The organism is Burkholderia sp. AU6039 (genome assembly GCF_002223365.1).
In the GTDB taxonomy this organism is placed as follows: Bacteria; Pseudomonadota; Gammaproteobacteria; order Burkholderiales; family Burkholderiaceae; genus Burkholderia.
Genome location: NZ_NKFK01000008.1, coordinates 287785 through 305639 on the forward strand (window position 1 = coordinate 287785; position 17855 = coordinate 305639).

Sequence of the window (17855 nt, forward strand, 5' to 3'; positions counted from 1 at the left end):
GAAATGGAGGCTGCGCGCACGGGTCAGAACCAGTGCTCCGGCATCGTCAGGGGCGTGGTTTCCACGGGATTGAGCACCGCCAGCCACGCGGCCACTTTGGGCATTTCCCACCCGAAGAAGTAGTCGCACGCGGCGAGCTTGCCGCGATGGAAGTCGCTCCCGGTGGGGCCGCTCTCGAGCGTGTTGGCCACGAGCGCCTGATCGAGCCAGAGCCAGCCGACGACGACATGGCCAAATGCTTCGAGGTAGGCCGCCGCATTCGCCAGCTGGAGTTCCGGGTCGTCGAGCCGGTGCAGCGCGTGGGTGACGAGTCGGATGCGCTCCCACGCGCACTCGAGCGTGTCGGCATGGTCATGGAGCGGACGGATCGACCGGGCCTTGAACACCGTCGCGGCGATTTTCCGGTCGAGCGTATTCATCGCGGCACCGCCGTTTGCACGCGTCTTTCGACCCAGCAGGTCGAGCGCCTGGATACCGAATGTGCCTTCGTGTATCGGGTTGAGCCGATTGTCGCGATAGAACTGCTCGACGTTGTATTCGCGCGTGTAGCCGTAGCCGCCATGAACCTGGATGGCGAGATCGTTGGCGACGAGACCCCATTGGGACGACCAGCTCTTGACGACGGGGGTGAGCAGGTCGAGCAGGCCATGCGCGTCTTCGCGGGCGCCGGCGTCTTCCTGCGAATGGATATCGTCGCTCAGTCGAGCCGCATACAGGCACAACGCGAGTGCACCCGACACGTAGGCCTTTTGCGCGAGCAGCATGCGCCGGACGTCGGCATGACGGATGATGGGGGCCTGTCCCGAGGCGGGCGATCGGTCACCGCGTGTCCGGCCCTGCAGGCGTGTCTTCGCATAATCCAGCGAGTGAAGGTAGCCGGTATAGCCGATCGCGGCGGCGCCGAGGCCGACCGAGATACGCGCCTCGTTCATCATGTGGAACATGTAGGCCAGGCCTTTGCCGGGCTCGCCGACGATCTCCCCGATGGCGCCCGCTTCGCCTTCCGGGCGGTAGCGACCCTCACCAAAGTTCAGCAGACAGTTGACCGTGCCGCGGTACCCCATCTTGTGATTGATGCCGGCGAGGACGACATCGTTTCGCTCGCCCGGCAGCCCGTCGGCATTGATCAACTTGCGCGGGACGGTGAAGAGCGATATCCCTTGAACGCCCGGAGGAAGCTGGCCGTTTTCATCGGGAATCTTGGCCAATACCAGGTGGACGATGTTCTCGGCAATCTCGTGATCGCCACCGGAGATCCACATCTTGTTGCCGAACAGGCGGTAGCGGCCGTCCCGGCCGGGAACCGCGCGCGTGCGGATATCGGCAAGACTCGACCCGGCTTGCGGCTCCGACAGGCACATCGTGCCAAAACATCGCCCTTCCGCCATGGCCTTGACGTAGTGCTCGACCCGGTCGCGCTCGCCGTGGGCCATCAGCAAATTGGCGTTGGCGATCGTGAGAAACGCGTAGCCCGCGGTTCCCGGATTGGCTGCCAGCAAATACGCCATGCCGGCCCGTTCCACGGTGCTGGGCAGGCTCATGCCGTTCCACTCGTTGGGGAACGACGCGCTGATCAGGCCGGCGGCCGCAAATGCACGCAATGCGACACCCACTTCCGGGTTGATGGTGACGCGTTCTCCGTCGAATGCGGGTTCGTTGCTGTCGTTCTTCTTGTTATGCGGTTTGAAGAGATCCGTGGCAAGCGATTCGTACACATCCAGCACGGACGTGTAGTCGAAGCGGTCCTGCCCGGAAAATCGTTGCCGACCGGTAAGCGATTCGACCTGCAGCCAGTCGAAAAGAATGAACTCCACGTCGCGACGGGAGAGGGTGAGTTCGCTAGTCATGGAATCGAATGAGTGAGTGTCGGGTGTCTTGGCGCGATTTCGACTATCTTCAATAAATTCTGGAATGCGAAATTACGGGTTTGAAGCGATCGCGCTCGGAAACACTGAAGGACATCATGGGGTGATCGGCGTCGTCCACTCCGCCACGACATCGGGGGGATCGGTCATGCATATCCGGAGGCGGTATGCATGGAGCGATTCGCGTGGTTTACAGTGGGACGGCATGTCCATTTCAATGTTGATCAAATGACCAAGTCATGTGGACGATGAAATTAGCATGGTGTTCATCGACGGTCGATCGTGGTTAACCCGTCGCTTTCCGAACCGTGCCGTCATTAAAAGACGTGGGGCGATTCGAAGCGGTTGAGCGGCGTGTGATCAACCCCTGGTTCCGCTCGGAACTCGACCGGAACCAGGGTGAAGGACGCAAGGAAAACAGGGCACAGGCCGGGATCGAAGCACGTGTCGCATCCGTTCCTGAAAGCGGCGGCGGGGCAGGTCAGCTGTCTGCTGCAACTGGACGCGACAGGATCCCGTCACCGTCATGCAAACACGTCGGCAACATATCTGCCATGCTCCCGCTCCATCGTGTCGATCCACGCGCTGGCGCTTTCGTCGTTCGCTCCCGTCGCCTCCTGATAAATGCGGGCAAGCGTGGCGCGTACGGCAGGCGCCATGTTCTTTCCATCCCCGCAGACGAAGACGGTGGCGCCTTGCGCAAACAGGGCGGCGATCTTCTCGCGCTCCAGCCAGACTTTGTCCTGAACGAACCGGGCACCTTCCTCCGGGCGGTTCGAGTAAGCCGGCATCACTTCGACCACACCGCATCGTGCCCATTCGTCGAGTTCGTCGCGATAGAGAAAGTCGACGTCGGGGTCATCGATGCCGAAGAAGAGCAACGACTTGCCGATGTTTTCCCCCTGCTGCTTCTGCAGTGCGCGCTCTTGCAGAAAGCCGCGGAAGGGGGCGATACCGGAACCGGCACAGATCAGGATCATCGGAAGGCCGGTCTCGGCGGGTGGCCGAAAGTGTGCATTCGATGGCCTGACTGCGACGGACAGGTTGTCCCCGGTGTTGAGCCGCGCGAGATACGACGACGCCACCCCTTCATGGCGACCATTGCCGGAGAGCGCCGGTGCATCGACCACGGCTACCGTCAGCGTGACATGGTCTGCTTTCCAAAGCGGGGAAGACGAGATCGAATACTGGCGTGCTTTCAGCGCGGGCAGCATATCGAGGAATTTTTCGAGCGACAGGTCGACGGATCCGAAGCGTTCGAGCAGATCCATGACGGTGGTCCGTTTTCCGAGGATCTCGCCTTCGAAATCGTCGGCGCTCAGGCGCTCGAGCTCGACCTTCTCGGGAGGGCAACGCGTGGCGGCGGCCAGGGTCGATACTTGTGATCGGGTGGCAGGAACGGCGAGTTCGACATAGCTCGAGAACAGGTCACCACAACTGATGGGCTGGCCAAGCGGAAGGCGCGGATTACTTGACGTGCCTTCAATCACCACCGGCGTGTCCCAGCTCACGCGAAACCGGCGCAAGACGCGATCGACGTTGTTTTTCGAGTTGCGCGGCAGAACGGCCAGGTAATCTCCCGATTGATACGTCATCGCTTCCGGCAGTTTCAGTTCGATATGCTTTTTGGAGCGGCTGCCGGCCACGCTGATATCGACCAGTTCCCTATTGTCGACGATGGACGCATGCGCCATGTCGCCGAAGTTCAGCAATTTTTCACGGGTATTCTCGGCGAAACTGACCTTCAGCGCGGTATCGCCCTGTTGCACGGTCGAGACTTCCTTCCCGGCGCTGATCGCAAATCGGTCCCACATTTCGGTGTACCAATTGTCAAATTCACCGAAGAAGTCGCCACCGGAATCGAGTTCGCCCCTGACGTGCACTCTCGTGGCACCGGCCTTCTCGAGCGCTTCGTCGACTCGCTTGGGAATCGCCTGGTAGGTCCGGGCCCATTGCTTGTTGCCGCACCCGAGCACCGAAAAATGAACACCGTCCAGCGCGCCTTCGCCGAGTGCTTCGACATACGGGACGAATGATCGGGCGTTGTCCGGCGGCTGTCCTTCGTAGGAAGCGGTGACGATCACGATGGCCGGATATCCGTCGAGTTTTCCCGCGAAATCGTCGAGGGGCGCGCACGTCGCGTGAAATCCGTGACGACTCGCGTCCCCTGCAATGCGTCTTGCAAAGGATTCGGCGGAGCCCGTGTTTCCCCCGAAGAGCACGAGCATGGTCGACACCTCTTCGCTGGAAGGGGCCGACTGAACCGGGGCGACGCTCGGGCCTTGCGCGCTCGGGCGGGCGCGAACGGCCGTATCGGGCGCTTTGAGCGCGCCTCGGGCCCGCGGTTTCACGTTGATCCGTAAACCGGTCGGCTTCAGCGTAAGCGTTTCGGCGACCTCCAGCTCGTAGTCCGGATCGGCGAAAGAGAAATCGAATCGCTGAAGCAGCATGATCAGGACGAGATGCGCTTCCTGCATCGCAAACGGGCGGCCGATACAGGCACGTGCGCCATTGCCGAAGGGCTTCCATGCATTGGGCGGGAGTTGCTCCGCATTCTCCGGGGCAAATCGCTCCGGACGGAATGCCTCGACGTCCTCGCCCCAGACGCTCACATCCCGATGCAACATGGGCGTCAGGATCATGATGATGTCGTCGGGAGAAACGGCATATTTCCCGCCGAACGTGGTGTCGGCGAGCGGCGACACGGCGAATGCCGGCGCGGTCGGCCAGATTCTCAACGTCTCCATGAGGATGTGTTCGATGTAACGCAGTCGTGCGAGATGTTCGATCCGCGGGGTCTCGCTGCCCACCACCTCGTCGACCATGTCCCGTGCTTTTTGCAGGATGTCCGGGTTCTTGAGGAGGAAATAGGTGGCAAAGGACAGGAGCCCGCTGGTCGTTTCATGTCCGGCGATGAGAAAGGTAATCATCTGGAAGACGATGTTCTCGTCATCGAGTTTTTCTCCCGTCACCGGATCGACGCCGTTCAGCATGCGGTCGAGCAGGTCCATCGACTCTTCGTTGACGTGTGGGTGCTTGCGCCGGTCCTCGATCATTTTGGTCGCAAGCGATCGCATGACTGCGATGTCCGCGTCGAACTTTCGACTGCGATTGACCATCAGCTTCGACACAAGCTTTGGCCGCAGCTCGCGCTTGCCGGCCTCGCTGAGGGTGTTGACCATGGCATCGACAAACGGATGCTGATCTTCACGGTAGAAGCTGTTGAAACGACAATCAAACGCACACAGGGCAATCGTATCGAGCGTCAGTCGCGTCATGTGATCGGATACATCGACCGGCGTCTCCGGGCCGAACCGCTCCCAATGGAGAAACATCTGGTCGGCGATGTCGACCATCTTGTCGAACATCGACCAGATACTGAGCGGGCCGAACGCCTGCATCAGCACACGATGCGCCTTGGCCCAGTTCGGTTCGTCACCGAATGCCGTAAATAACCCGTCGCCGATCGCGGGCCTCAGTTCGAGCAGCGACTGGTGCACACACTTCTGAAATCGGCTTTCATCGCACACCTCATTCACCAGTGTTTGCCCGCTGACAACGTAGTAACCTTGCCCGAACACCTCGAACCAGTAGACCGGCCCGTAAGTGCGCGCGAGATCCATCATCTTGGCAAGGGGCGACGGCCCGAGGACCTCCATCAGATGACCGATGACGGGTTTCAGGGGCGGCTGGGGGACGAGGGATGAGGACTTCATTTCAATAGCCTTTCAGAGGTGTGTTGGCACATCGCATCTCGATCTATTGAACAAATGTAAAATAGACAAAACCACGTGTCCAGAGCTTTTTATGCCACCTGATGTAAGCCCTAATACCGCCGATCCTCGCTTTCAACGGAGTTACGACGCGCTCGTTCGCGCCATGACCGAACTGCTCGACGACGCGCCGCTGAACACGCTCAGCATTGCTCAGTTGGTGCAACGCGCGGGCGTCGCGCGTCCCACGTTCTATCAGCACTTTCCCGACCTTCAGTCGGCCGCCCAGCGAGCAGCGCTGGTGAGGCTCGACGACGCTTTTGCGTTCGTCGAGGAGCAAGGCAAACGGCTGAACCCGCCGAGCGCCACTTTCTTCAGGTCAATGGAGGTGGAAACCGCGCTGATTCTCGAGCATCTGCATGCGCATCAGCCTTTCTATCTGACCGTGTTCAACGATGCGGCGACATCGGCGTTTTTCGATGAACTGGTGACCTTCGTTTCCGGCCGTCTCCTTCCGCCTTATGAAGGCGTCCGTACGGAAGCCGAGCAGGATTGCCTGACGGTGCTCGGCGGGGGATTGGTCTGGACGGCGGTGCACTGGCTTCGCCAGGGCGCCATGCGCGAGACGCCGGAGGCCATGGCGAAGCGCATGGCCCGCACCGCAGCGACGATCCTCGATGCGTTCGGGTTGACGCTCGGGTTCGCGCAGGCGGATTCGGAGTAGCGAGAGGGGAAGCGTGGGAAGCGGGCAGGTTGATCGACATGCGCCGCCTGTGTGCCCAATCGACTCGCACCGAACGCGCTGCAGGAATGGCATCTTCGGTCGCATCACGAACCGACAGGTATTGACCGACGCGGGTGATCGCGAGGCTCGGTCGGTGCGTGCGGCTTTTGGGTGACTCGCATATCTACGCGTCAATCATCAACGCGGCGCCGCATGCGTGCGTCCATTACTGGAATCGACTGGACAGAAACGCGATAACGTCGGGAGCCGCAACGGTCATGACCGTGCCGTGGTCCTTGCCCGGGTAGGTCTTGTACACCAGCGACGGAGGAGGTGTCGTTGCTTGCAGCCGTGAGACGAGTTCGCTCGTAAGCGTCGGTTGTACGAACACGTCTGCCGTCCCCTGAAGGATCAGCGTGGGCGCCGTCAACCGGAAGTTGGGCGCAACCGCCGGATCATTCGCGGCAAGATAGGCTTGCATTTCCGGCACGCTACTCCACTGCGGATTGAAGCCGGCGTATCCGGCCGATGTCTTCGTCGAGATCAACTGACCGATCTGACCGGAGGCCGCGAACACGCACTTTGTCTTCAGGTCCGTCAACTGGGACGCCAGATCGACGCCCATCAGCTTCGAAACGTCCACATTGGGCGACTCGACTTGCACCGCGACAGTCAACATGCCGACGAACAAATTCTGGATCGCGGTATAGAGAGCGGCATTCGCGGGATCGCCCGCGGCCATCTCGCTGAGTCCGTTGATTGATGCGGCGACAGACGTGAAGGGCGCGATCGCGACGGTGCCGCGAAAATCGAGGCTGGAGGCTTCACCGACAAAACGCTGGAGTTCGAGGACACCGCGCCCACCTTCCGAATGTCCGACGGCCGCCCAACGGGTGGAAAGCGGCATGTCGCTCTCACGCGCCGCGACTACCGCCGCAATGATCGATCGCGCCTCGCTTGCTGAACTGTAGTATCGGTACGGGGTATTTTCGGCCGGTCCCAGGCCTTCGAAATCGGGAGCGACCACCGCATAACCTGCATGGACCAGCGATTCGATGAAGTCGCTGTAATGGCTCGGGAAACCTTGCGCGGTCAGTCCTCCGTCGAGCGTGTCCAGCGTCAGGCTCGGTGCGCATGTGGCTTGCCCCGCGGTCGTGGTACCGTGCGCCCACGCGACGATCGGCCATCCGCCCGCAGGTGCATTGCGCTTCGGAACAAACAACAGCGAAGTCGCGGGCGTAGTGCCGCCCGCCGTTGCCGGCATCGTATAGGTGAGAAGCGTTGCGTGCGCGTCCGGTACCGACGTGACGGCCTGAGGTACTGCAGACATCAGTCTGGCATACCCGGAGTTGACGTCGTCGCCCCCACCGCAGGCTCCGAGCGTCAATGTCATCGCCATCATCCATGCAGCAAGCGCTCTCCGCCCTCGTGATTCGCATGAACGTCGCGCAACGGATGCTGTCTTGGGATGCTTTCCACGAACGTTGATCGAGCGAGATGAACTTGCTCGCTTTACCTCCGTCGACGAGGTCCGACAGGTTTCCTTGTGTTCATTCATGATGTGCGTGGCCGGTCAACCGTTGAAGGGAAGGATGGCGATCCCGGTGGAAGCATGCCGAAAACCATTTGCGCCGCGCGCCCGCCGCGAACCCGATACTCCAACGGGATCGTTTCAGCGCGGCGCGTCGATACATGAGTCGACGGGATCGCCGCGGATCAGAACCGATGTCGAATGGCGACGCGAATCGCGGTTTGGTGATTTGAGGTCGACGGCGTCAACTGATTGATGGACGCGACGGCGACTCGACCGGTCGAGTCGGTCCCGCTGGCACGCTGATAGGTGCCGACGAGGTAGACGTCGGTGCGCTTCGAGAGGAAGTAATCGGCTCCGACGGAAGCCTGATTGTAATGAGCTCCACCTTTGGAATCGGCGCCACTATTCCGCGTGTAGACATACGCGGCACCGATGAGGACTGACGGCGTGAACTGGTATTTCACGCTCGCTTCGACGTTGTCGAACTTTGCGGTTCCTGCGATGCCGCCAGCGGGCACCGGCCCGCTCGATGTGTCGCCAAGGTGACGGAACTGCGTATTGGAGTAGGTCGTTCCCAACGTCAGCGCGCCGATCGTATACGCGGCGCCGGCGCCGATAACTTGCAGCGAATGCGCCGACGCATAGCCCGAGATCACCGGTGATGCGCCGAAGTTCGAGCCCGGCACTTCGTTGACGGTGGCCGCGACGGTTCCGCCGGAGCCGTAGAACGACGTGTTCGGGTTTCGGACGTTGAGATAGCCGGCGCCCAAAGAAAGGGGACCATTCGCGTAACTGACACCGGCCGACCAGATCTGATTGCGGCCCGTATGTCCCGCGACACCGCCGAGCGAGTAGAGCGCGGTTGCCGTCACGCCATGAAAGACCGGGCTGGTGTACTTGATCGCGTTGTTGACGCGGTTCGTATTGTTGAAGTTGTCATTGTCGGACGGGTGAGCGGCCATGGAGCCGCCCCATTGATCACCCACCTCGAACAGGCCGAGCGTATCGACGACGGAATCGTATTGTCGGCCGAGCGTTACCGTGCCATACGGGCTGGACAGGCCAACGTACGCCTGCCGACCGAATCCGAGACCGCCTTGGCCGAGCTTGCCGGTATTGACGTCAAACCCGTTCTCCATCACGGCGATCACACCATAGCCACTGCCGAGATCCTCCCGTACACGCAGCCCCCAGCGGCTGCCATTCAGGACGCCGCTCGAGAGATTGTAAAGGTGATGGCCAGCCGCATTGCTGACGTAGTTGGCACCTTCATCCAGAATCCCGTAGAGCAGTACAGTGCTTTGCGCACTTGCCGTACCGCTGACGAAGCCTGCCGCTGCGCAAAGCGCAATTGCCTTTCTCATTGAACGTCTCCAAAGTCTCTTCTGAATTTATTCGCCGTGACGTGGTGATTCATGGATCAAAAGTTGATTCGGAAACCTTAATAAATTGAACCGATGAGCTTCCTTGGGAAGAGACTTCAGATCGGTACAACAGAATCTACTTGGTCCAGATATCGCTACGTTCGATGATTAGATTCGCCACCACCACCATCGTCAATCGGTTGGCCCGTCTGATTCCGTGCATTGGAATGCGCATGATCCGAGGCCGTGCGGATGGGGTAGAGACCCTTACGGGTAAACCGCGTCAAGTTGGAAAGAACGAAGCGAGGCAAGAGTCCTGTGTTGATTCGTCCTGCCAGAGACAATGTGAAGCGCGCTCAGATCGTCACGAGTGACGGAGATCCTTTCGGGTTGATTGCCTCATTGTTCTATCCGCACAGTCCGAAGCGGGTTTTCGTCGCAGAGCAGGGGGGCTTGCGAATGAGAGGCCGGGTTCTGTGACTCATGGATGAGGAGGAGGCTCGGGAGCGTTCAGGCAGGTGATCGCGGTTCGTCGCGAGCATCGCGAAGCACCAGCTCGAGATCACGCGCGGCCCGGTTAAGTGCCGGCACGACGTGTTATCCGAGCGCGCCGGCATTCGGCCGATGTGATTGAATCCAGTGCGGCATATGTCTCGGCACGTTCCTTGTCGTACGTTGTTTGATTTGGAACGGTCATGCACCGGCCGTCGAATCGATGGCCGGTGCGCGATTTGGCAGGGTAGATCAGACGATCTTGCGTGATCGCAAATCGGCAACCTCGCGTTCATCCAGTCCGATGCCGGCGAGAATTTCATCGGTATGCTCGCCGGTCAGCGGTGGTCGCGTATGGATCTCCGGCGGCGTACGCGACAACGACACCGGCGTGGCGAAGATGGGCACCTTTTTCGGCGCACCGGGATAGTCCATCCAGCGGATAACGTCGGCCGCCTTGATGGTTTCGTCTTCGAGTGCCTGACGTGGCGAATTGACAGGGCTGGCCGGGATGCGCGCCTGCTCCAGTTCGGCCAGCGCATCGGCGAGCGTCTTGTCTGCGCACCATGCGCTCATCAGTTCGCTCAGGAACGCACCGTTCTCGCCGCGCAGCCTGTCGTCGGCAAAGCGCGGATCGTCGAGCAGTTCAGGTCGGCCCACGAGTTGCGTCCACCGCTTGAACATCGGACGGCCGATGACCTGGGTGATGAACCAGCCGTCCGTCGCCTTGAAGATGTCGGACGGCGCATAGCCGGACGCACGGTTCAGCGTGGCCTGGCGATCCAGACCGAGCAACGCTTCCTCGATCAGCGCGCCGCTGGCCATGTTCAGGCCGGTGCACAGCAGCGACGCGCTGACTTCTTGTCCCATGCCGCTGCGCTGGCGTTCGTAGAGCGCCAGCATGACGCCGAGCGCACACGAGAACGCCGTGGCGAAGTCCACTACCGGAACCATGGCCTTTTGCGGCCGATCGGGCGTACCTGCGATGTACACCGCGCCGCTCAGTGCCTGGCCGACGCCATCGAAGCCCACACGGTCGCGCACGGCTTCGCTGTTGCCGAATGCATTGGACGCAACGAGGATGATGTCGGGCTTGATCGCGCACAGGCTGTCGTAGTCGAGCCCGAGGCTCTTGAGCGTGCGGGGCGGCATGTTCGCGATCACCACGTCGGCATCGACAACCAGCTTGCGCACGATATCGCGCCCCTCGGGGCTGTCCAGATCGAGCGTCATCGAGCGCTTGTTGCGGTTGACTTGCAGGAACAGCGCGCCTTCGCCGTGCTCGGTCACGGGTACGATAAATCGATCCTCGCCGCCGCCGACGCGATCGATGCGGATGACGTCCGCACCATAGTCGGCCAGCAGTGCCGAGCAGAACGGCCCGGCGATGAAGCGTCCGAAATCGAGGACCTTGATGCCTTCGAGTACTTTCATGTTTCGTTTGCAGTTGAGTCAGGCGGAGGTCGCGGCAGCGCGCACTTCGTCGAGCGCGCCGGGGTTGTCGAGTGACGACAGGTCGCCCGGGGGCTGCCCGCAGTACACGCTACGGATCACGCGCCGCATGATCTTGGAGCTGCGCGTCTTCGGCAGTTGCGCGACCACATGTACTCGGCCCGGCCGGAACGGGCGACCGAGACGCTTGTCGACGTGGCCGGACACGATGGCCTCCAGATCCGCACCCGTGCCACCGGCGTCGGGCTTGGGCACGACGAACACGACGAGTTTCTGCCCCTTGTCCGCATCGGCGACGCCGATCGCGGCCGCCTCGGCCACGTCCGGCAGTTCCAGCACGACTTCCTCGACCTCGGCCGGCCCCAGGCGCTTGCCCGCGACTTTGAGCGTGTCGTCGGAGCGGCCCATCATGAAGTAGTTACCTGTGGACGTGCGCAGCGCCAGGTCGCCGTGGACCCAGATGCCAGGAATGGTCTGCCAGTAGGTTTCCAGGTAGCGTTCGTCGTCGTGCCAGAACGACTGCGTCATGCCGACGAACGGAGCGCGGATCGCCAGTTCGCCGACTTCGCCGGTCACGCTCTGGCCGTCGGCATTCACCACGTCGGCGGCCACGCCAGGCGAGACGGTGTTGAAGCCACTCGGCGGAATCGGCCGGATCGGCACGCTGGCGAGCAGCGCGCCCGATGCCTCGGTGCCGCCCGTGTAGTTGATGACGGGCGCCGTGCCGTCGCCGAAGCGCTGCAGGAACCAGTTGAAATGCTCGGGTGCGATGCCTTCGCCTGCCGTGATCAGCAACCGGACGGTGGAGCGATCGCCTGCGAGCGCGAGCGCCTCGTGGCTGGCCATCCCGCGGATCAGCGTGGGCGCCGACCCAAAGTGCGTGACGCGGTGACGTTCCACCACGCGCGACATGCGCGACCAGTCGGGGTAGTCGGGCGCACCGTCGTAGCACACCAGCGTCGCGCCCCGCAGCAGCGCGCAGCCGAGCACCAGCGTGCCTGCGATCCAGCCCATGTCGGCGGGCCAGCAGTAGACGTCGCCGGGATGCACGTCGAAGTGAACCAGCGAATCGTGCGCGATCTTGATCGGGAAGCTCCCATGCGTATGCACCACGCCTTTCGGCTTGCCCGTGGTGCCCGACGTATAGATCACCATGAACGGCGTATCGGGCGTGACGGACACCGGCGGGACGCCCTGGCCCTGTCCGGCGCTTGCCGTTTCCTGCCAGTCGAGGTCGCGTGTATCTTGCGCGGTGTCGCCTTCGCCGCGCTTCCAGATCACGTGTTCGAGCAACGGCAGCTGGCGCCATGCGTCGCGCAGCGCGCCCTGTACATCCACCCGCTTGGTTCGGCGCGAGAAGCCGGTGGATGCGATCACGATGCGTGCCTCGGCAGCCGACAGGCGAGCCACGATCGCATCGACCCCGAAGCCGCTGAACAACGGCACGACCAGCGCGCCGAGATGCACGATGGCCAGCAGCGAGACGGTCGCCTCGACGCCGTTTTCCATCAGCAGGCCGACGCGGTCGCCCTGTCTGACACCGTGCCGTACGAGTCCTGCGGCAAAATCGCTGACGCGCTGCTCCAGCTCCGCATAGGTCAGCTCGCTGACGCTGCCGTCTTCCCGCTCGGCGACCACGGCCTTCTGCTGCGCAGTGGCGGGGTTGCGCGCCCAGCCATAGATGGTGTTGACCCAGTTGAGTTCGCCGCCGGGGAACCAGCTCGGAAACTGCGGGCCGCGCGACAGGTCAGCGTAGCCTGTCGGCGGTGCGTCCCACGCGATTGCGCATTCGTCCATCACCGTCGTCCAGTAGCGCTCCGGCTCAGCGATCGACACACGCATCAGTTCTTCATACGACGGCACGCCCAATGCGCGCATCAGTTTCACGATGCCGGCGTGCTGCAGCTCGCGCTGGCCGGGTTGCCACACCTGGCCGGATTCATGGTTGCTCATGATCGGTCTCCTGCCTTATGCGCGCTCGACAATCATCGCGATGCCCTGACCGCCGCCGATGCACATCGTTTCGAGGCCGTAACGGACCTTGCGGCGCTGCATCTCATGCAGCAGTGTGCTCATGATGCGGACACCGGTCGCGCCCACGGGGTGGCCCAGCGAGATGCCCGAGCCGTTCACGTTGAGCCGGTCGTCCAGTGCGTCCATGGAGCTGCCCCAGCCCTTCACGCAGGCCAGCGCCTGGCACGCGAACGCTTCGTTCAGCTCGATCAGGTCCATCTGGTCGAACGTCAGGCCGGTGCGTGCCAGCACCTTCTGCACGGCAGGCACCGGGCCGATGCCCATGCGGGCCGGATCGCAGCCGGCGGCGGCCCAGCCGACCAGCCAGCCGATCGGCGTTAGTCCGAGCTCGTCGAGCTTGTCCTCGGCCACGATCAGGCAGGCGGCGGCCGCGTCGTTCTGCTGGCACGCATTGCCGGCCGTGACGACGCCGTCCTTCATGATCGTACGCAGCTTCGCGAGGCTTTCGATAGACGTTTCGCCGCGTACACCCTCGTCCTGAGAGACGATCAACGCGTCGCCCTTGCGCTGAGGCACCGATACAGGAACGATCTCGGTATTGAAATATCCGGCCTGCTGCGCGGCGGCAGCGCGCTGGTGGCTTCGCGCGGCGAAGCGGTCGGACGCGTCGCGCGTGATGTCGTATTCGCGCGCCAGCGTCTCGGCGGTTTCGATCATGCCGCTGATACGGCCGAAGCGGCTTTCCGGTTGCGAGCGTTCACGGCCACGGTCGAGCCGGTCGTGCATCGTGACCGAGCCCGCGCGCTTGCCCCAGCGCATGTCGGTGGTATAGAACTCGACGTTGCTCATGCTTTCGACGCCGCCTGCCATCACCACATCGGCCGCGCCGGTCTGCACCATCATGGCCGCCGTGGCGAGCGCCTGGACGCCGCCGCCACAACGCCGGTCCAGCTGCATGCCGGCCACTTCGATCGGAAAACCCGCCTGCAGTGCGACCCAGCGCCCGGTGCACGGCGTTTCGCCGCTCGCATAGCTTTGCGCGAACACGACGTCGTCGATGCGTGCGGGATCGAGCCCGGTACGCTCAACGACGGCGCGCGCGACGGTCGCGCCGAGTTCCTCCACGGGAACGCCTTTCAACGCTCCGCCAAACGCGCCCACGGGGGTGCGAAGCGGGGAGACGATGGCTGCTCGTTTCATTTCGAATGCCTCTTGAATGTCATCAATATTCAGCCACCCGTGCTTGCGTGTCACGCGCCGGCAGCCATGTTCGTTGCAATGCCGTTGCCGGATCAGCCGTAGCGTCCGCCCGTGACGTGCAGCACTTCGCCGCTGATGAAACCGGCGCGCTCACTGGCGAGGAAAGCCACCGCGTCGGCGATGTCGTCCGGACGCCCGACGCGCTTGATCGGCTGCGCGGCCACGGCGCGTTCCTTGATCGTTTCGTAGGTCGGCAGCGCTTGCACCATTTCCGTTTCCATGAAGCCCGGCGCGACGCAGTTTGCCGTGATCCCGTAGCGGCCTTCTTCCATCGACAGCGCCTTGGCCATGCCGATCAGGCCGGCCTTCGCAGCCGAGTAGTTGGCCTGCGTGGGATTGCCCAGATAGGCGCGCGAGCTGATGTTGATCAGCCGGCCCCAGCCCTGCTCGATGAAATGCGGCATCACGGCCCGCGCGGCCAGGAAGGCGCCCTTGAGCATGACATTCATGACGAAATCCCAGTCGTCTTCGCTCATCTTGACCAGGTACTTGTCGCGCGGCGCACCGGCGTTGTTCACCAGGACGTGCACGCCGCCGAAATGCTCGACCGTCTGGTCGACGAGGCGCTGGACGTCTGCTTCCCGCGTGATGTCGCCTACGATGCAGTGTGCGGCCAGACCGTCGGCCTGCAGCGCCTTGGCCGTGGCTTGTGCCAGTTCGGCGTTGATGTCGGTGATGACGACGCTCGCCCCTTCCTGCGCGAGCCGGCGCGCGGTGGCGGCGCCCAGGCCGCGTGCCGAGCCGGTGACGATGGCGACTTTGCCGGTCAAACCCAGATCCATGTGTGTCTCCTGAAGAATTGCGTTTCAGCGCAGATCGACCCGCGCGTTGGTCAAAACCACCACGTTGCGCTCCACGGCCGTGACGCGCAGTGAAACCGTGTTGCCGCGTATCCACATCTCGGTGCGCAGCGTATCGCCGGGCCACGCCGGCGCGGTGAAGCGCACGCGCATGCCGGCAAAGCGTGTGTCGTCGTAGGCCAGCACCGTACGCAGCACCGCATGCGCTGCGACGCCCATCAAGGCCATGCCGTGCAAAATGGGGCGGGGAAACCCTGCCGCAGAGGCCACGGCCGGATCGGCGTGCAACGGATTCAGGTCGCCGCTCAATCGATAGATCAGTGCCAGTTGCGCCGGGGTGGTCAACTCGCACACACAGTCCGGGGCGCCGTCAGGCATCGCGTGCGGTGTCGGCAGGGCGTCGGTGCTACCGCCTTCGCCGAACCCGCCATCGCCGCGCAACAGACTCAGCTGGACGACGGTGGCGAGCAGGTTTCCCGTCTCGGCATCCGCGATGTCGCGCGTCTGCTGGAGAAACGCACCTTTGTTTTCCCCTTTGTCCCACACGCCGGTGATGCGCGTCGTGCCCGTGACTCGACCGCTGGCCGGCAGGGGCGCGTGAATCCTGATTTCCTGCTCCGCGTGCAGGATCTTTTGCCAGGTGATACCCGTGTCCGGTTCGCGTGCCCAGAAGCCCGGGTACGCGAGCACGTTCGCCATGGTCGGCAACGCACGGAGCGACGCGCCGTCCTTGCCTTCGTAGACGTAACGCAATTGCCCGGCGTCGAGCGGGTCGGCGCCAAGGCCCACGCCGAGCGCGTAGAGCTGGGTGTCGCGCAGCGAGTACGCATGCTCGATGGATGGGAACGGGCGGGACAGCAAGTGATTCGGCTGGAGCGGCATGGTGGACGTAACGGCAGTTGACTCGAGCTCCTACGATGGAACCGGCTCGAACAGCGGTCAACGGATCGCCGGACGTTGTTCCGTACCTTGGCAGGAGCTGCCATCCCTGTCGTGGCCGATCGCCAATGCCAGCCTCGTCGTGGCACTTTCATTCTGCGGAACGTTTTCGGCGGATCGGTTGTATCGCGTTGGCGGCCGGCGCAGCATCGGAGCATGTTCATCCCTTCATTTGGCGTACCGACATGATTCGCGATCAAGAAACGCTCAACGGCCTGCTCGAATCCATCGCCCGCTTCGTCCGCGAGCGGCTCATGCCCAATGAGGAACTCGTTGCCGAAACCGACGAGATTCCCGACGACATCGTCGCCGACATGAAGGCGATGGGCCTGTTCGGCCTCACCATTCCGGAACGCTTCGGCGGCCTGGAGCTGACCATGGAAGAGGAGGTGCTGGCGGTGTTCGAACTGTGCCGCGCGTCACCGGTATTTCGATCGTTGCTGGGCACCACCGTGGGCATCGGCTCGCAGGGCATCCTGTTCGACGGCACGCCCGAGCAGCAGGAGAAGTATCTGCCGCGCCTCGCGACTGGCGAGCTGATCGCGTCGTTCGCACTGACCGAACCGGAAGCGGGCTCCGACGCGGCATCGCTTCGCACCACGGCGATCCGGGATGGAGACGACTACGTGGTCAACGGCACCAAGCGCTTCATCACGAACGCGCCTCATGCGGGCATCTTCACGCTGATGGCCCGCACCAATCCGGACGACAAAGGCTCGGGCGGCATTTCGGCGTTCATCGTCGATGCGAAAACGCCCGGCATCAGCTTCGGCAAGCGCGACAAGAAAATGGGGCAGAAAGGTGCCCATACGTGCGACGTGATCTTCGACGGCGTGCGCGTGCCGGCGGCGAACCTGATCGGCGGGAAGGAAGGGCAGGGTTTCAAGACGGCGATGAAGGTGCTGGACAAGGGCCGGATCCACATCGCCGCGGTATGCGTGGCCGTGGCCGAGCGAATGCTGTCGATGGCGTTGTCCTATGCGATGGAGCGCAAGCAGTTCGGCAAGCCGATCGCCGATTTCCAGCTCGTGCAAGCGATGCTGGCCGACAGCAAGGCCGAGATCTATGCGGCTCGCTGCATGGTGGTGGATGCCGCGCGCCGGCGCGACGACAAGCTGCCGGTCAGCACCGAGGCCTCGTGCGCGAAGCTGTTCGCCTCCGAGATGTGCGGCCGCGTGGCCGATCGCGCCGTGCAGATTTTTGGCGGCGCCGGCTACATGGCCGAATACGCGATCGAGCGCTTCTATCGCGATGTGCGCCTGTTCCGCATTTATGAGGGCACGACCCAGATCCAGCAGGTGGTGATCGCCCGCAACATGGTCCGTGACGCTCAATGAAGCGCGACGCGAAGGGTGCAATGACGGCTGTCGACGAGCATGCCGAAGCACGGCGCGACAGGGCGACGGAGGCCGAACGATCGTTCGTACGCCTGAGCCCGGACGGGGCGCGGCGCGATGCCGCGAACTGGGCGTGGGTGGGCGGCAGCGCTCACTATGACTGGATGGACCACACATCGTTGTTCATGCACCACGACTAACGCTGGTTGCGGGCTTCTGCATGCCGCACCGATGCCGCCAGCAGGTCGGCTGAGTGCTGTTCGTCGTCGCGATGCCGATAGCGACCCCCGGCAGAACTCGTGAGAATGCAGATGCCCGGAATGCATCGCGAACGACGCCGCGGATCCCTCGCATCGCCGGGAAATCGGTCCGCCGGCGGATGGATCGCGTCGACAGGATCT

At 62.8% G+C, this 17855-nt stretch carries 12 protein-coding genes; 3 read left to right on the plus strand and 9 right to left on the minus strand.

What is annotated here, in order from left to right:
• Nucleotides 1-23: 23 nt before the first annotated feature.
• Nucleotides 24-1847, minus strand: coding sequence for an acyl-CoA dehydrogenase (locus CFB39_RS36980; protein WP_089476748.1), 1824 nt, complete (start codon nucleotides 1845-1847; stop codon nucleotides 24-26).
• Nucleotides 1848-2389: 542 nt separating this feature from the next.
• Nucleotides 2390-5581, minus strand: a complete 3192-nt coding sequence (locus CFB39_RS36985) for a cytochrome P450 (RefSeq protein ID WP_089476749.1) — start codon at nucleotides 5579-5581, stop codon at nucleotides 2390-2392.
• A gap of 163 nt (nucleotides 5582-5744) precedes the next feature.
• Between CFB39_RS36985 and CFB39_RS36990 the strand changes: the two genes are divergently transcribed.
• Nucleotides 5745-6302, plus strand: coding sequence for a TetR/AcrR family transcriptional regulator (locus CFB39_RS36990; protein ID WP_256991552.1), 558 nt, complete (start codon nucleotides 5745-5747; stop codon nucleotides 6300-6302).
• Between the two features lie 226 nt (nucleotides 6303-6528).
• Here the strand turns inward: CFB39_RS36990 and CFB39_RS36995 are convergent, their stop codons facing one another.
• The 7 genes from CFB39_RS36995 to CFB39_RS37025 all read right to left on the minus strand — a co-directional run bounded on the left by CFB39_RS36995 (nucleotide 6529) and on the right by CFB39_RS37025 (nucleotide 16060).
• Nucleotides 6529-7695 carry a S9 family peptidase gene (locus CFB39_RS36995; RefSeq protein ID WP_179257794.1) on the minus strand — a complete coding sequence of 389 codons (1167 nt, stop codon included), beginning with the start codon at nucleotides 7693-7695 and terminating at the stop codon, nucleotides 6529-6531.
• A 323-nt stretch (nucleotides 7696-8018) separates the two neighbouring features.
• Nucleotides 8019-9200, minus strand: a complete 1182-nt coding sequence (locus CFB39_RS37000) for a porin (RefSeq protein ID WP_089476752.1) — start codon at nucleotides 9198-9200, stop codon at nucleotides 8019-8021.
• Between the two features lie 744 nt (nucleotides 9201-9944).
• Nucleotides 9945-11126 (minus strand): CaiB/BaiF CoA-transferase family protein, encoded by a 1182-nt coding sequence (locus CFB39_RS37005; RefSeq protein ID WP_089476753.1) that lies wholly within the window; start codon nucleotides 11124-11126, stop codon nucleotides 9945-9947.
• Nucleotides 11127-11144: 18 nt separating this feature from the next.
• Nucleotides 11145-13097, minus strand: a complete 1953-nt coding sequence (locus CFB39_RS37010; RefSeq protein ID WP_373452765.1) for an AMP-binding protein — start codon at nucleotides 13095-13097, stop codon at nucleotides 11145-11147.
• A gap of 15 nt (nucleotides 13098-13112) precedes the next feature.
• A complete protein-coding gene (locus CFB39_RS37015) occupies nucleotides 13113-14318 on the minus strand; it encodes an acetyl-CoA C-acetyltransferase (RefSeq protein WP_089476826.1) in 1206 nt (401 codons plus the stop codon).
• 92 nt (nucleotides 14319-14410) lie between these two features.
• On the minus strand, nucleotides 14411-15160 hold the full coding sequence (locus tag CFB39_RS37020; protein WP_089476755.1) for an SDR family NAD(P)-dependent oxidoreductase: 750 nt from the start codon (nucleotides 15158-15160) through the stop codon (nucleotides 14411-14413).
• A 24-nt stretch (nucleotides 15161-15184) separates the two neighbouring features.
• Nucleotides 15185-16060 (minus strand): MaoC family dehydratase, encoded by an 876-nt coding sequence (locus CFB39_RS37025; protein WP_089476756.1) that lies wholly within the window; start codon nucleotides 16058-16060, stop codon nucleotides 15185-15187.
• A gap of 242 nt (nucleotides 16061-16302) precedes the next feature.
• On the opposite strand from CFB39_RS37025, the gene CFB39_RS37030 reads away from it, so the two are divergent.
• Together CFB39_RS37030 and CFB39_RS37035 are read left to right on the plus strand one after the other, a co-directional pair.
• Entirely contained in the window at nucleotides 16303-17454 is a 1152-nt protein-coding gene (locus CFB39_RS37030; protein ID WP_047853010.1) for an acyl-CoA dehydrogenase family protein, read from the plus strand.
• Nucleotides 17451-17654, plus strand: a complete 204-nt coding sequence (locus tag CFB39_RS37035; RefSeq protein WP_089476757.1) for a hypothetical protein — start codon at nucleotides 17451-17453, stop codon at nucleotides 17652-17654. Before CFB39_RS37030 ends, CFB39_RS37035 begins: the two co-directional genes overlap by 4 nt.
• Nucleotides 17655-17855 lie beyond the last annotated feature (201 nt).